Source organism: Sphingopyxis sp. USTB-05 (assembly GCF_023822045.1).
In the GTDB taxonomy this organism is placed as follows: domain Bacteria; phylum Pseudomonadota; class Alphaproteobacteria; order Sphingomonadales; family Sphingomonadaceae; genus Sphingopyxis.
The window spans coordinates 3,982,111-3,996,593 of record NZ_CP084712.1; the positions used below are offsets into that span (position 1 = coordinate 3,982,111).

General features: G+C 63.7%; 13 protein-coding genes. 6 read left to right on the forward strand and 7 right to left on the reverse strand.

Annotation, left to right across the window (positions count from 1 at the left end):
- Window positions 1-23: 23 nt before the first annotated feature.
- Genes KEC45_RS18380 through KEC45_RS18390 form a run of 3 tightly spaced genes read right to left on the reverse strand, consistent with a single transcriptional unit; the run spans window position 24 to window position 2,650 of the window.
- Window positions 24-440 carry a DoxX family protein gene (locus KEC45_RS18380; protein WP_062186499.1) on the reverse strand — a complete coding sequence of 139 codons (417 nt, stop codon included), beginning with the start codon at window positions 438-440 and terminating at the stop codon, window positions 24-26.
- An 18-nt stretch (window positions 441-458) separates the two neighbouring features.
- The gene (locus KEC45_RS18385) at window positions 459-2,132 is read right to left on the reverse strand and encodes an NAD+ synthase (RefSeq protein ID WP_062186497.1); all 1,674 of its coding nucleotides are present in this window, start codon (window positions 2,130-2,132) and stop codon (window positions 459-461) included.
- Between the two features lie 32 nt (window positions 2,133-2,164).
- Entirely contained in the window at window positions 2,165-2,650 is a 486-nt protein-coding gene (locus KEC45_RS18390) for a DUF2306 domain-containing protein (RefSeq protein WP_193749237.1), read from the reverse strand.
- Between the two features lie 151 nt (window positions 2,651-2,801).
- Between KEC45_RS18390 and KEC45_RS18395 the strand changes: the two genes are divergently transcribed.
- Together KEC45_RS18395 and KEC45_RS18400 are read left to right on the forward strand one after the other, a co-directional pair.
- Entirely contained in the window at window positions 2,802-3,563 is a 762-nt protein-coding gene (locus KEC45_RS18395; protein ID WP_062186492.1) for a LytTR family DNA-binding domain-containing protein, read from the forward strand.
- 72 nt (window positions 3,564-3,635) lie between these two features.
- Complete coding sequence (locus tag KEC45_RS18400) at window positions 3,636-4,571, forward strand: ribose-phosphate pyrophosphokinase (protein WP_062186490.1); 936 nt, start codon at window positions 3,636-3,638, stop codon at window positions 4,569-4,571.
- Window positions 4,572-4,598: 27 nt separating this feature from the next.
- Here the strand turns inward: KEC45_RS18400 and KEC45_RS18405 are convergent, their stop codons facing one another.
- Complete coding sequence (locus tag KEC45_RS18405) at window positions 4,599-5,141, reverse strand: TetR/AcrR family transcriptional regulator (protein WP_252171230.1); 543 nt, start codon at window positions 5,139-5,141, stop codon at window positions 4,599-4,601.
- Window positions 5,142-5,256: 115 nt separating this feature from the next.
- On the opposite strand from KEC45_RS18405, the gene hisN reads away from it, so the two are divergent.
- The 4 genes from hisN to rplT all read left to right on the forward strand — a co-directional run bounded on the left by hisN (window position 5,257) and on the right by rplT (window position 7,151).
- Window positions 5,257-6,039, forward strand: coding sequence for a histidinol-phosphatase (hisN, locus tag KEC45_RS18410; RefSeq protein ID WP_062186486.1), 783 nt, complete (start codon window positions 5,257-5,259; stop codon window positions 6,037-6,039).
- 31 nt (window positions 6,040-6,070) lie between these two features.
- Window positions 6,071-6,421: a GFA family protein gene (locus tag KEC45_RS18415; RefSeq protein ID WP_062186484.1), complete on the forward strand. Its 351-nt coding sequence runs from the start codon at window positions 6,071-6,073 to the stop codon at window positions 6,419-6,421.
- 147 nt (window positions 6,422-6,568) lie between these two features.
- Window positions 6,569-6,772 carry a 50S ribosomal protein L35 gene (rpmI, locus tag KEC45_RS18420; protein ID WP_062186481.1) on the forward strand — a complete coding sequence of 68 codons (204 nt, stop codon included), beginning with the start codon at window positions 6,569-6,571 and terminating at the stop codon, window positions 6,770-6,772.
- A gap of 13 nt (window positions 6,773-6,785) precedes the next feature.
- Complete coding sequence (gene rplT / locus KEC45_RS18425; RefSeq protein ID WP_062186479.1) at window positions 6,786-7,151, forward strand: 50S ribosomal protein L20; 366 nt, start codon at window positions 6,786-6,788, stop codon at window positions 7,149-7,151.
- A 618-nt stretch (window positions 7,152-7,769) separates the two neighbouring features.
- On the opposite strand, the gene KEC45_RS18430 is transcribed toward rplT, so the two are convergent.
- The 3 genes from KEC45_RS18430 to pdeM form a co-directional block, all read right to left on the reverse strand.
- Window positions 7,770-10,496, reverse strand: coding sequence for a TonB-dependent receptor (locus KEC45_RS18430; protein ID WP_252171231.1), 2,727 nt, complete (start codon window positions 10,494-10,496; stop codon window positions 7,770-7,772).
- Between the two features lie 240 nt (window positions 10,497-10,736).
- Entirely contained in the window at window positions 10,737-13,583 is a 2,847-nt protein-coding gene (locus KEC45_RS18435; protein ID WP_062186475.1) for a TonB-dependent receptor, read from the reverse strand.
- Window positions 13,584-13,735: 152 nt separating this feature from the next.
- Window positions 13,736-14,458 carry a ligase-associated DNA damage response endonuclease PdeM gene (gene pdeM, locus KEC45_RS18440; RefSeq protein WP_062186473.1) on the reverse strand — a complete coding sequence of 241 codons (723 nt, stop codon included), beginning with the start codon at window positions 14,456-14,458 and terminating at the stop codon, window positions 13,736-13,738.
- Window positions 14,459-14,483: the final 25 nt, after the last annotated feature.

Genomic DNA, 14,483 nt, shown 5'->3' on the forward strand with positions numbered 1-14,483 from the left:
CGCATTTGATGCCGCGGCGATAGCTATGCGCTGCGCCGCACCGGCCAATAGGCCCAGGCAATGGCGAGCAGCGATATGATCAGGATGACGCTATATTCCATCCCGTTGCGCCCGCCGCCGACGACGAACCAGCCCGCGGGAAAATGGACGAGGATCATGCCGAGTGTCAGGATCGCGGCGTGGCCAAGTGCGGCGAGGCTCGTCCAGCGCCGCGCCAGGATCAATATGGGGCCGACAATTTCATAGAGCGTCACCGCCATCGCCCAGCCATAACCATAAGGAAATCCCAGGCTATCCAGCCAGATGCCGAAGGGCGCGACGAGCCCGGCAGCGAGACGATAGACGCCGTGGATCAGGATCAGGACCGCGACAGTCACGCGCAGAATTTCGAGCACTTGCTCCGCCCGCACAGGCGGCGCCTTCGGTCCCGACAATCGCATTCCCCTCTCCCCTCTATTCTATCCCGTCCGGAATCCGTGCGTTATCGGATAGCGCCGATCGCGCCCGAAATTGCGCGTCGACAATTTGACCCCCGGCGGCGCCTGACGCCGCTTATATTCGGCCAGCATCAGCAGCCGTTCGATCCGCACCACGGCATCGCGGTCGAAACCGTAACGCGCGACGACGTCGTCGACGCTCGCTTCTTCTTCAACGAGCATGTGGAGCATTCGGTCGAGATCCACATAAGGAGGCAGGCTGTCTTCGTCCTTCTGGTCGGGACGCAATTCGGCGCTCGGCGGCTTGGTGACGATATTCGCGGGCATCACCGGGGTCACCGGGTTGCGCGACAGGCGCGGAACATTCTCGTTACGCCACGCGGCGAGCGCGAAGACCGTCATCTTATAGGCGTCCTTCAGCGGATTATAGCCGCCCGCCATGTCGCCATAGATGGTCGCATAGCCAACGCTCATCTCGCTTTTGTTCCCCGTCGTCAGCAGCATCGGCCCGAATTTGTTGCTGAGCGCCATCAACGTCACGCCGCGAATGCGCGACTGAACATTCTCCTCGGTGATGTCGACGTCCCTGTCGGCAAAGCTCCCGGCGAGCATCTGGTCGAACGCTTCCACCGCGGGGACGATCGGAATCGTGTCGAGCCTGCACCCGATCATCGCGGCGCAGCCCGCGGCATCGTCGAGGCTTTCCTGACTCGTAAAGCGGCTCGGCAGCATCACGCACCACACCTTGTCAGGGCCCAATGCATCGGCGGCGATCGCGGCGCAGATTGCCGAATCGATCCCGCCCGAAAGCCCGAGCACGACGCCGGGGAAGCGGTTGCGTTCGACATAGTCGCGCAGGGACAGGATCATCGCGCTGTATATATCGGCCGGATGCGCCTCCCATTCGGCAATCGCGCCGGTATCGCAGGCCCAGCCGTTCGCGCCCTTCGTCCAGCGCGTCACGCGTTCCTCGGCTTCCCAGTCGGTCAGCCGGTGCGCCGTCGTCCCATCGCCGTTGAGCACGAACGAACAGCCGTCGAAAACGATCTCATCCTGCCCGCCGACGCGGTTGAGAAAGATGACGGGGCGTTTCGTCTCGGCGACGCGGCTCGCGAAGACCTGCGTCAGGCGGCGTTCGTCCTTGTCGATCTCATAGGGGCTGCCGTTGACTGAGATCAGCAGCTCGGCACCCTGGGCGGCAAGATGCCTGCAAACCTTCGGCAACCAGCCATCCTCGCAGATCGGCAGACCGAGCTTTACCCCGCGCCATTCGACGATGTCGGGCAGCGGGCCGGGGACGAAGATGCGCTTCTCGTCGAAGGTGCCGTAATTGGGGAGCTCGTGCTTCCGCCGCGTCGCGACGATCCGGCCGCCGTCGAGCAAGGCGACGATATTATAGAGCGCGTCGCCGCCATTCTCGTCCTTCGTGCGCTCGACCGAACCGACGAGCATCGCGGGGCCGCCGTCGGCAGTTTCGGCCGCCAACTCTTCAAGCAGCTTTGCCGCGCGCGCAGCAAGCGCGGGCTTCAGCACCAGATCCTCGGGCGGATAGCCGATCAACTGGAATTCGGGATAGAGGATCAGGTCGGCATCCGGGTGCCGCGCGCGCACTTCGCGCATCGCCTGCGCATTGGCGGCAAGGTCGCCTACCGACTGGGTCATTTGCGAAAGGACGATGGTCAGTTCTTGTGTCATGCGCGCGGTTTAGGCCCAACCGCCCCGTCCGTTCAACCGAAGAGAAGCGCCCACAGCGTGCGGCCGGGGGCCATGGCGAAAAAGCCCGCCGCGATCAGCCCGAAAAAGACGCCGCGCATGATCCGTTGGTGACGCTCGATCTGCCCGGTTTTCGCGAACCAGATCGCGCGCGGGAGCTGGATGATCGTCACCGCCGAAAAGATATGGATCGGGCCGATGCCGCCGGTGATCGTGCGGATCCAGAAGCTGTCGATCGCGGTGACGATCATCAGCAGCACCCAGATGCGGCCGCCGATCCGGTGCGCCGCGTCGCCCTTGCGCGGCCGCCACAGCAACCAGGCGCCGAGCGGCAGTGCCGGGACGACCGTCGCGAGATGCAGTTGGATCGCCCATGCCGGCGTGCGATAGTCCGACGTGCCGATATAGGAACGGGCGAGCACCGCTGCGACGATTGCGCCGAGGACAAGGAGCGCCATCAAGGCGATCCGGCGAATGGGGCTGGCGGGAACGGCGGTCATGGCAAAATCCTGTTGGCTGGCAATCGATGCCTCCTCCCTGCCCGGCCGCCGTTCGCGGGCAACCGCCCCTTCGCAAAAGCGGCGGATTTCTTCGCGAAACAGGGCGGTTCGCCAATTGACGCTTCGTGAAATGGCACGCACAAGGCGCGGCATGGCGAAGCGGCTGACGATCGAAATATTGGTGATGGTCGCGCTCGGCCTGCTCGTCGGCCTGCTAGGTCCCTTCGGGACCTTCGGCGCTCCGCCGGCACAGCGGATGCTGGTCTGGGTGATCTGGCTGCTCGCGGGCTATCTGCTTTTTCGCCCGACAAATGTCGTCGCGGGTTGGCTGTGCGAGGCGACGGGGCTGCCGCATTTTGCCGGCAAGCTGCTGGCGCTCGTCGTCGCCAGCGTGCCGCTCACGCTGATCGTCACGATGATGGTGACGCACCTGTCCTTTGCCCACGTGCTGCGCTGGCGCGGTTTCTGGACGATGTATCTCTATATCGTCGTCATCGCGGTCGTGGCGTCGGCGGTGATGGCCGCAGTCTTCGGCCGCGCCGGTCCGAGCGCGGCTACGCCCGACCCCGTACCGTCATCGCCCGCCCCTGCCTCTGCCCCTGCCGCTGCTGTCCCCACGCTCCCGCTGCCGCCCGGCTTCGGTCCGGTGCTCGCGCTGAAGGGCGAGGATCATTATGTCCGCATCATCGGTGAGGGGCGCGAGGAGCTTGTCCTGATGCGGATGCGCGACGCGATCGGGCGCCTTGGCGAACGCGATGGCCTGCGCATCCACCGTAGCTGGTGGGTCGCGAAGGACGCCATCAAAGCGGTGCGCCGCGACGGCCGTACCGCGGTGATCACGCTCCGCTCGGGGCACGAGGCGCCGGTCGCGCGCGACATGATGCCGCACTTGCGCGCGGCGGGATGGCTTTAACCCCTTCCCCTATTGGCCCGCGCTAGCTAAGGGGGCGCGCAATCCCACCCGCGCGAAAGGGCCTTGCACCCCATGAAACTTATCTCCGGCAACAGCAACCTGCCGCTGGCCCGTGCGATCGCGGACTATCTGGAATTGCCGCTCACCGATACGAGCGTGCGCCGCTTCGCCGACGAGGAAGTCTTCGTCGAAATCCATGAGAATGTCCGCGGTCAGGACGTGTTCGTCGTTCAGCCGACGAACTTCCCGGCGAACGACAATCTGATGGAGCTGCTCATCATCAACGATGCGCTGCGCCGCGCCTCGGCGAAGCGCATCACGGCGGTCGTTCCCTATTTCGGCTATGCGCGCCAGGACCGGAAGCCCGGCCCGCGCACGCCGATCTCGGCAAAGCTCGTTGCGAATCTGATCACCACCTCGGGCGCCGACCGCGTACTCGCGATCGATCTGCACGCGGGGCAGATCCAGGGCTTCTTCGACATTCCGACCGACAATCTTTATGCCGCACCTGTGATGAGCGCCGACATTCAGGCGCGCTTCGGCGGCAAGAATCTGATGGTCGTGTCGCCCGACGTCGGCGGCGTGGTTCGCGCCCGCGCGCTCGCGAAGCGGCTCGACAACGCGCCGCTGGCGATCGTCGACAAGCGCCGTGAACGCGCCGGCGAATCGGAAGTGATGAACATCATCGGCGACGTGAAGGGCCGCTTCTGCATCCTCATCGACGATATCGTCGATTCGGCGGGTACGCTGTGCAACGCCGCCGCCGCGTTGAAGGCTGCGGGCGCCGAGGGCGTCGTAGCCTATTGCACCCACGGCGTACTGTCGGGCGGCGCGGTTGCCCGCGTCGATGCGAGCGAGCTCACCGAACTCGTCATCACCGACTCGATCCAGCCGACCGATGCAGTCAATGACAGCAGCAAGGTTCGCGCGCTTACCGTTGCGCCGCTGCTCGGCGAAGCGATCAAGCGCATCGCCGACGAGTCGAGCGTCTCCTCGCTCTTCGACTGATCGTTACCAAAAGCGGTACCGGCCGGCTCAGCGCGCGACGAGCGCGCTGACGATATGATCGAGCTGCCGCCGAAAGGTCGCATGATCGGGCACGGCATGGACCAGCCCGCGTGCCGTCCAGCATAGCGACTGCGCCATGCTGCCGGCGCGCGACACCGCCGACCCCGGCCCGCTGAAGCGGATCGCCTCCGCCATCGCCGCGACAAGTCGGCGCTCGGCCACACGCACCGCCTCGGAAGGCTCGCGCCGGAGCATCGCGACGACTTCGGCGCCATGCGGCGAAGCGTGCAGCGCATCCATATGCCGCCCCGCCCATGCGTCGAGCGCACCGGTCAACCGCTCGACGAGCGTCCGCGCGGGCTGATCGATGCTGGCGAGCGCGGCAGCCAGCGAGCTGTCGATCAGGCTCTGCGTCGCCCAGTCCACCAGCGCGCCCTTCGATCCGTGACGATTATACAGTGCCTGACGCGACACGCCGAGCGCGGCTGCGACATCCTCCATCGACGTCTTGCGCAAACCATAGCGCGCGATCGTCGCGACAATCGGATCGAGAGGAAAATCACCCGGCATAGTCTCGATTTTACAGTTTATACGAATATTGTAAAATCTATAAAATTGGGCTTTGAGCGAGCCTGCGGCGTCGCGCGGACTGGCGGCGCGGACCGAGCTGGGCTAGCGCAGGGCCATGTCGATCACATCTGACCTCACTCTCGCCAACCGCCTCGCCGACGCCGCCGGCGAAGCGATCCGTCCGCTCTTCCGCTCCGCCTTCGCGCATGAAGCGAAGGCCGATGCCTCGCCCGTGACCGAAGCCGACCGCGCCGCCGAAGCCGCGATGCGCCGCCTGCTCGATGCGGAGGCGCCGCGCGACGGGATCATCGGTGAGGAATATGGTGCCGAGCGCGCCGATGCATCGCGCCAATGGGTACTCGACCCGATCGACGGCACCGTCAGTTTCATGGCGGGACGCCCGATCTTCGGCACGCTGATCGCGCTGCTTCAGGATGGCTGGCCCATCCTCGGGATCATCGACCAGCCGATCGCCGGCGAACGCTGGGTCGGCGCGCTGGGGCAGCCGACCCTCTTCAACGGCGCGCCCGCGCGCACGCGTAGCTGTCGCAGCCTCGCCGACGCAGTGCTCGCAACGACCGGCCCGCAATATTTCAGCGACCATGACGGCGAGCATTTTATGGCGCTCGCCGCAAAGACTTCGCACAAGCGCATGGTCTTCGGTGGCGACTGCTATAATTACGGCCTGCTGGCGAGCGGTCACATCGACCTTGTCGTCGAGGCGGGGTTGAAGCTCCACGACTTTGCCGCACTCGCCCCGATCGTCGAGGGCGCGGGCGGAACGATGTGCGACTGGAACGGCGACCCGCTGAGCGTCGACAGTTCGGGCCATGTCATTGCATTGGGGGATCCCGCGCGGCTCGAGGATGTGATCGAGGGGCTCGCCTGCCACCATTGATCCCACCACAATGACGAGGAGAGGAACGGACATGGCATTTGAAGGGAGCTGCCATTGCGGCGCGGTGACCTATTCGGTCGAGGGCGATATTCCCGATACGGCGATGAGCTGCAACTGCTCCCACTGTCGGCGCAAGGGCTTTCTGCTCGCGTTCGTTCCGATCGACCAGTTCCGGCTGACGGGCGGGAGCGACAAGCTCGAATCCTATCGGTTCAACAAACATAATATCGACCATCAGTTCTGTACCGATTGCGGATGTCAGGGTTTTTCGGTCGGCACCGGCCCGTCGGGCGAGAAGATGGCGGCGGTGAACCTGCGCTGCGTTCCCGACGCCGATCTCGACGCGCTCACCATTCACAAGGTCGACGGCGCAAGTTTTTGATCGCGCAGGTTGCGGGGCCATGGATAAACTCCGCCGAATCGCTTGCATTTCGGGGCGAATACCCCTAAGCGCCCGCCTTCCGATTGTGTCGGCTGGCTGAAAGGGCTGCCAGGCCGATACGCAAACGGACTTCAAAAGGAGACCAAAATGCCCAAGATGAAGACCAAGAGCGGTGTGAAGAAACGCTTCAAATTCACCGCCTCGGGCAAGGTGAAGCACGGCGTCGCCGGCAAGCGTCACCGCCTGAGCAGCCACAATGCGAAATATATCCGTACCAACCGCGGCACCAGCGTGCTCAGCGATTCGGACGCGGCTCATGTGCGCCTCTGGGCGCCCTACGGCCTGAAGTAAGGAGCGCTAGACGATGTCACGCATCAAACGCGGCACGACCACGCGTGCCAAGCATAAGCGGGTTTTGGAACAGGCGAAGGGCTATTATGGCCGTCGCAAGAATACGATCCGCGTCGCCAAGCAGGCGGTCGAAAAGGCCGGCCAGTATGCCTATCGCGACCGCAAGGTTAAGAAGCGGAGCTTCCGCGGTCTGTGGATCCAGCGCATCAACGCCGCGGTCCGCGCCGAAGGCCTCACCTATTCGCAGTTCATGCACGGCGTGAAGCTGGCCGGGATCGAACTCGACCGCAAGGTCATGGCCGACCTCGCGATGAACGAAGGTGGCGTGTTCACCACGATCATCGCGCAGGCGAAGGCGGCGCTGCCCAAGGCAGCCTGACGCTTTCGACCAAAGCGAAACGAAACAAGGGCGGTCCCAATGGGGCCGCCCTTTTTCGTTGCCCGACGTGATTTGGAGTGACGGCTAACGACCGGAAGCGGCCCTCCACATCCTCGTCACCCCGGGCTTGACCCGGGGTCCCGCTTGAGGCCGAAGTCAGTGAGCGCGTCAAAAAGCGGGATCCCGGATCAAGCCCGGGATGACGGAAGTGGGGGACGGGATGTCCGCTCCCCACTCCAAAACAAACATCGCCTCCAAAAAGGCCTTTCCTACATTATCGGGCCGTGCCAGCCTTCATCCGGCTCTTTCATTCGGTGAACAAAAATGCAGTCGCTGCCCTAATTGCGGGTACGACCATGATCGGACGTGCCGCGCACGTCCAGCTCTCGCCGACTGACAAATCGTGGGCTCCTAGGGCTGAACTTTCCTGAACTTTGGAATATTGCGCCGCCCTTGCGCCGACCCGATCCGGATCCAGCCGGGCGATGTCCAAAGAGCGCAACGACAGCTCCGCACGCCAAACCCGCCCCAAAGAAACGAAAGGGCCTGCCGCGACAGTGCCCGGCCGCGGCAGGCCCTCCCTACGCCCTCCCCGACATGGGGAGGGGGAGAGAGCGGTCAGAACTGGCCGCGCAGCGTCACACCATAGGTGCGCGGCTCGCCGGGGAAGCCGACGAACAATTTGTTCGCGGTGCCGGGATGCCCGCTCGCGGCAGGTGCGGCGACCGCACGGAACGATCCCGAGCCCTGAAGCGGCATGTCGGCGCCGATCTGATAATATTGCTTGTTGAACAGATTTTGGCCCCACAGTTCGATGCCCCAGCGGCGGTCGCGCCCGAACAGGCCGATCCGGCCATTGAACACCGCAAAGGCATCCTGTTCCTTCTCGATGTCTAGGTTCGACCCGGTGTTGGTATCGCTCTGCAAACGCGTGTCGAGATAGACGAGCGCGCTCATCCCTGACGAACCGATCGGCGGCGTCCAGCTGATCCCCGCGGTCGCGACATATTTGGCAGCGTTCGACACCCCACGACCGGGGAGCTGGAACAGCACGGGCGAAAGCGGCCTTCCACCCGTACCGACCAGATTGCGGCGGTAAAGCGTGTCGACATAGGTCAGTCCCATGTTGACCGACAAATAGCGTGCGGGCCGCAGGAAGGTCTCGATCTCGACACCCTTCGCGACGACCCCCGGTTTCAGCCGGTCGGAGGGGCAGGCGCCCGTCGTCGCACTATTGTCGATCGGACCGGTCCCAAGGTCGTCCTTGCACGCCTGGATATTGGTGACCTCGAAATTGACGCCGTTGAAGGTGTTGAGCTGATAATTGCTATATTCCTGATAAAAGGCCGCAAGATTGACGTCGATTCCCGGGCCGTCCCATTTGATCCCGAGTTCATAGGCGTCGACTTTTTCGCTGGCGAATTGCAGGTCGCTCGCTTCGGGCCGTCCATTGCCCGGCGTGTTCGCCGGCCGCGCGAGCGCGGTGGTGCAGGCGGCATTTTGCGCCACAGACCCCGCGGTCGTACTGCATGGCCGGTCGAGCGCCGAATAGTCGAGGTTGAAGCCACCCGCCTTGTACCCCTTCGACGCCGAGGCATAGACAAGCCATTCGGGCGCGGGTTTCCAGCTCAGCACCGCCGTGCCCGTCCATTGGCCCTCGCTGAACTTCGTCCCCGGCGCGCCCTTGACGATGTCGGGCGCGGTGCCGTTGATCACGCAAGCGAGGCTAGCCAGCGCCTGAAAGGGCGAATTGACGATTGCCGGACACAGCGTGTTGGTGAAATTGGCGTCGCCCGCCAGTGTCTTCTTCTCATGCGTGTAGCGCGCGCCGACGGTCAGCGTCAGCACATCCTCGACGATGTCGAAGCTGTTGTGCGTGAACAGCGCATAGTTGGTGCTGCGCTGGTGAAAGGTCGATCCATTGTTGCCGGTGCCGTTCAGCCGTGCGGCGCCGAGCAAGGCCGCAAACCCCTGAAAACCGGGGAAGGTCGTGGCTGGCAGGTTCGAGCAGGTCGCCGACGCCGGATTGATATTCGCCGCCGAAAGCGTCGCGGCGGCCAGGCAGTTGGCGAACCGCTCATAATTGGCGCCGTAGATGATGTCGTCGTCGACATCGAGTTTTTCGTTGGCGTAATAGCCGCCGACCAACCAGTCGAGCCGCCCGTCGAAAGCCTCGCCCTGCAGCCGCACTTCCTGCGTGAACAGCCGGAAACGGCGATCGAGGTCGGTACGGCGCAGGATGTCGAGCGTACTGAAATCGGCATCCTGACCCTGAGCATTTTTGTAGTCGCGATAGGCGGTAATCGAAGTCAGCGTTGCCGCGCCCAGATCCCAGTCGAGTTCGCCCGACACGCCCCAATCCTTGGTATCCGACCGGTAAGTGACGCCGGGCGTTGTCGACTGGCGGCGAACGAAGCTTGTTCCCACGGGCGCGACCTGATGATTGGCACCGAGCAATTGCAGCAGCGGCAGCAATGTATTCGCCGATGCGACGGGGAAGCCATCGGCTCCCCGCGTCAGGTTGCGCACGGGGTTCAACAATATCCCGCCGCAACAATTTTCCTCTCGCTTGCTGTAATCGGCGATCAGGCGAAAGCTCAGCGTCTCGGTCGGCTCGAACATCAGCTGGCCCTTTACCAGCCAGCGATCGCGGTCATTGATATCGGGCTCATCCGGCGTGACATTCTCGATAAAGCCGTCGCGCTTCTGCCAGACGCCGTCGAGGCGCACTGCGGTCTTGTCGCCCAGCGGCGCGTTGATCATGCCGTCGACGCGCCAATAATCATAATTGCCATAGGACACCGAACCCTTCCCCGCGAAGGTTCCAAGCTCAGGCCCCTTGGTCACGATATTGATCAGCCCCGCGGTCGAGTTTCGGCCGAACAAAGTGCCTTGCGGACCGCGCAGCACTTCGACGCGTTCGATATCGCCGAGTTCGGACAGGCCGACGCCCGTCCGGCTGCGATAAACGCCATCGATGAACAGGCCGACCGACGATTCAAGGCCGGGGTTCTCGCCGACCGTGCCGATGCCGCGGATACGCGCCGAGAAATTGACCTCGCTCGTCGCGCCCGACACAAGCAGCGACGGCGCGACCTGTCCCAGCGCGCGAACATCGGTCGCACCGGTTTTCTCGAGCGTGTCGCCGGTGACCGCCGAAACCGCGATCGGAACATCGGACAGTGCTTCGCTGCGCCGGGTCGCCGTAACGATGATCGTGCTGTCGTCGGTTTCGGCGCCAGCGTCCTGCGCCACGGCGGGCGCGGCCAGCAGGCCGAACGAAAGCGACAGGCCGGCGGCACTGGTCCGCAGCAGGCTGGCGGCACGGCGGGAACGGTTTTTCATCGGAAATGGCCCTCCTCTCACATGATCGGTCGATGCGGGGAGAGCGGTCTTTTTTATCGTTGCCCGAGCGTAACATGAGTTGAGGGCAGCAAGCCAGCGCGCCGCACGTGCCGTAACGTCATTGCGCGAAAGGCGCGGCTTTTGTGCCACAGCTATCAGATGTGACGGGTTGACTTGGCCGGGCAAAGAAAAGGGGCGAGGCCAATGGCCCCGCCCCCATAGTCGGAAATTCGGTGGCGCTTAGAATTTGCCGCGCAGCGTCACGCCATAGGTCCTGGGTTCGGCCAGGAACTGCGAAAAGATCTGACGACCGCCCGGATATTGCGGGTCGGCGAAGGCGCCGGAGGTGCCGCCTTCCTGGAACGGCGAGTTGAACGCGACCTGCGAATATTGCTTGTTGAAGATATTCTGGCCCCAGAATTCGATGCCCCATTTCTCGTCGGGGCCGCGAACGCCGATACGCGCGTTGAAGATCGCATAGCCATTCTGTTCCTTCTGCGGGAACAGGTCCGACCCGGTGTTATAGTCGCTGGTCATACGGCCATCGATATAGACAAGACCGGTCAGGCCGCTGCTGCCGATGTCCGGAGTCCAGGCGACGCTGCCGGTTGCGACCAGTTCGGGCGCGTTCGACAGATTGTTGCCGGGCAGAAGGCGGAGCGCCGGATCGAGCGGTGCGCCCGACTTGTTGCCAACCAGATTGCTGCGATATTTGGTGTTGGCATAGGTCAGCCCCGCGGTCATGCGGAAGTTGCGCGACGGAACCAGCGAGGCTTCGAGTTCGAAGCCTTCGGTCCGCACGCCATAACCGACATCGCCCGATGGGCAGGCGCCCGTCGTCGATGCGGACGAGGTCGGCGTTACCGGCGTCGTATTGGCCGGTGCGCCCGGCAACGGAAGACCCGTCGCGCCGTCGGTGAACTTGCTCTGATCGCGATCGCCGCCATTGAGATCGCTCGAGCAACCATTGACCGTCTGGACGATGAACACGCTGCCGTTGAACGTATTGAGCTGGAAGTTTTTGAAGTCCGACCGGAACAGGGTCAGGCCGAGACCGAACGGCCCGGTCGAATATTTCGCGCCCAGTTCATAGCTGTTCACCAGTTCCGGATCGAACTGCAGGTTGCCGACCAGCGCCTGTGCGCCGCCTTGCGAGGCGAAGGAACGCGTCGGCGATTTCAGCGCCGAGCGGTCGAGGTTGAAGCCGCCCGCCTTATAGCCGCGCGCAAAGCTGGCGTAGACCATCAGATCGTCGACGGGCTTGTACGACAGGATCGCGGTGCCGGTCCATTCATCCTCGCTGCGGCTGTCGTTGATCGAAACGCCGTTGAGCTCGGCGGTCGAGTTACCCTGACAGGCCAGACCGATAAGGCCGCCAGATACCGCAGCCAGTGCGGGGACGGTCAGGAAGCCGGTGACCGCATTCTGGACGTTGACGCACGCCTGATTGTCGTTGGTGAACGAGGCCGAGAACTTTTTCTTGTCGTGGGTGTAACGCACGCCCAGCGTCAGATCGAGCTTGTCGGTGATGTGGAAGATATTGTGCGTGAACAGCGCCCAGTTGGTATCCTTCTGGTTGTAGCGATCGTCGATGCTGCCCTTGTCGCTGATGCTGTCGAGCTGGTCGAGCGCGCCATAAATCGCAGGCGAAGCGGCGCCGAACGCCGCCGGACGCGCCGCGACGCAACCGGGCGAGGTCGGCGAATAGAGCGCGGCAAGACCGCCACCCGAGATCAGGCGGCAGGCGGCAAAACGGCCGTACTGCGTGCCGAAACGCAGATTGTCGCGCACCGTCAGCTTTTCGTTGGCGTAGAAGCCGCCGACGAGCCAGTCGAGTTTGCCGTCGAAAGCCTCGCCCTGCACACGCAGTTCCTGCGTGAAGGTATGGAACTGGCGGTAAGCGTCGTCGCTTGGCGCGCGATAGAGGATGTCGACCGAACCATAATCGAGGTCGCCGGCCTGCCCCGAACGATATTCGCGGTAACCGGTGATCGAGGTGATCGTCGCACCGCCAAGATCATAGTCGATCTGACCCGAGAAACCGTAATCCTTGGTCTTGCCGTCGAAGCTGCGGCCCGGGCTGACCGAAATATTGCGGCTGTAGCCCTGATTGAACGCCGCGAGCGGCTGGCCGAGGTCGCGCAGCACGTTGATGATGTTGTTGCCATTGGGTTGCGGCACGTTCGGTTGCGGCGTCCCCGCCGGTCCCACGGACAGCGGCGTCGACAGGTTGTTGAGGTTCCCGATATAGGGGTTGACGCTCTTGTCGATGTAGGTCGCACCGCAGCAGGCTTCGTCACGCGACGTATAGTCGGCGATCAGCCGGATCGACAGCGCGTCGGTCGGTTCGAACAGCAACTGGCCGCGCACGAAATAGCGGTCGCGGTTGTTGACGTCGGTGTTGTTCGCCGTGTCCTTCAGAAAGCCGTCGCGCTTGACCCAGATGCCGTCGATGCGCGCCGCGAGCGTGTCGCTGATCGGTCCGGTGACGCTGCCACCGATCCGCCAATAATCGTAGTTGCCATAGGTGACTTCACCCGTGGCCCCGAATTCGAAGCTCGGCTTTTTCGAATAGATGCTGATCAGGCCCGCCGACGAGTTGCGGCCGCCAAGCGTACCCTGCGGGCCGCGCTGCACTTCGACGCGGTCGATTTCACCGAGTTCGTTGAGACCGATGCCCGAACGCGAGCGATACACGCCGTCGATGAACACAGGAACCGAGCTTTCGAGGCCGGGATTGTCGCCGACCGTACCGATGCCGCGGATACGCGCCGAACCATTGGCTTCCGAACCGGTCGAAGAGACGAGCAGCGACGGTGCGACCTGGTTTAGCTGACGAATGTCGTTCGCGCCGCTGTTCTGCAGCGTTTCGGCGCTGACCGCCGAAATCGCGACGGGCACATCGGACAGGAGCTGGGCGCGGCCCTGTGCGGTCACGATGATCGGGGTGTTGTCGCTGTCGTCGGTCGCGGTGTCTGCCGGTGCAGTCTGTGCGACGGCCGGTACCGACACGGCAGCGATGGCAAGCGATACGCCGAGCGCGCTGGTGCGCATAAATCGGGCAGCACGAAGGGAAGATGATTTCATATCGGGCACTCCTCTCAACATTTATTTATTTTTGTTGCGGCTGGAACATAACTCAATTGCGCGGACGATCCAGCGGGAGGCCTGTATTTGCGTCGTTTTTGGCTTGGTGATGCTTTTTAGTCACAGGCGGAAAAGCGCCTGTTCGGCGGGACTTAGGCCCGGCGGGCAGCGACGATGCGGCTTGCCGTAGCGTCATCGGACGGTCGGCCGGGGCAGGGAAAGCGTAGCTGCCGGTCACGCGCGACGAGCATCGCTTCATAAGCCCCGGAAAAATTCGCTGCGATCACCGGGTCCTCGGCGGCGAGACCACCGGTCAGCGCGCCGAAAGCGGGAAGGATCAACCGCCGTGCATCGCCCACGAAACAGGGGCGCGAGACATGCCGGCCGCGGATGTTGAGACGCAGCTTGGGGTGGAAATGCCCCGAAACCTCGGGGCGCGTCTCATGTGCCAGACTCTGGTGACGAAAGATGATCCCGTCGACGACCAGCTCGTCGGCGACCTCGCCGCCCCACGCCCCGCCCGTCAGCCCATCGTGATTGCCCGCGATCCACAACAGCTTCGCCGACGCAGCCTGTCCGAACAGGCGGTCGGCGACCGCCGGGACGACACGCTCGGCAGCATCGCGATCGTGAAAACTGTCGCCGAGACACCAGATCGCGCGCGCGCCCGTTTCGGCGGCAAGCGCGGCAAGCCGATCGAGCGTGTCGTGGCTGTCATAGGGTGGCAAGGGCTGGCCGAGCGCGGCGTACCAGCTCGCCTTTTCCAGATGCAGGTCGGCGACGATCAGCGCACCGTGGCGCGGCCAGAACAACGCCCGGTCGGCCAGCATATGAAATTGCTGGCCCGCAAAATCGAAACTCGCGGCGGCGGACATGCGCCCGCTATGCCGCCGCCGCCGC

Bases quoted from the DNA above. Each gene is read 5' to 3' on its own strand.
- rplT (WP_062186479.1), top strand. From the start codon at position 6,786: ATGTCACGCATCAAACGCGGCACGACCACGCGTGCCAAGCATAAGCGG.
- KEC45_RS18400 (WP_062186490.1), top strand. From the start codon at position 3,636: ATGAAACTTATCTCCGGCAACAGCAACCTGCCGCTGGCCCGTGCGATC.
- KEC45_RS18380 (WP_062186499.1), bottom strand. From the start codon at position 440: ATGCGATTGTCGGGACCGAAGGCGCCGCCTGTGCGGGCGGAGCAAGTG.
- KEC45_RS18390 (WP_193749237.1), bottom strand. From the start codon at position 2,650: ATGACCGCCGTTCCCGCCAGCCCCATTCGCCGGATCGCCTTGATGGCG.
- KEC45_RS18435 (WP_062186475.1), bottom strand. From the start codon at position 13,583: ATGAAATCATCTTCCCTTCGTGCTGCCCGATTTATGCGCACCAGCGCG.
- hisN (WP_062186486.1), top strand. From the start codon at position 5,257: ATGTCGATCACATCTGACCTCACTCTCGCCAACCGCCTCGCCGACGCC.
- KEC45_RS18415 (WP_062186484.1), top strand. From the start codon at position 6,071: ATGGCATTTGAAGGGAGCTGCCATTGCGGCGCGGTGACCTATTCGGTC.
- KEC45_RS18405 (WP_252171230.1), bottom strand. From the start codon at position 5,141: ATGCCGGGTGATTTTCCTCTCGATCCGATTGTCGCGACGATCGCGCGC.
- rpmI (WP_062186481.1), top strand. From the start codon at position 6,569: ATGCCCAAGATGAAGACCAAGAGCGGTGTGAAGAAACGCTTCAAATTC.
- KEC45_RS18430 (WP_252171231.1), bottom strand. From the start codon at position 10,496: ATGAAAAACCGTTCCCGCCGTGCCGCCAGCCTGCTGCGGACCAGTGCC.
- pdeM (WP_062186473.1), bottom strand. From the start codon at position 14,458: ATGTCCGCCGCCGCGAGTTTCGATTTTGCGGGCCAGCAATTTCATATG.
- KEC45_RS18395 (WP_062186492.1), top strand. From the start codon at position 2,802: ATGGCGAAGCGGCTGACGATCGAAATATTGGTGATGGTCGCGCTCGGC.
- KEC45_RS18385 (WP_062186497.1), bottom strand. From the start codon at position 2,132: ATGACACAAGAACTGACCATCGTCCTTTCGCAAATGACCCAGTCGGTA.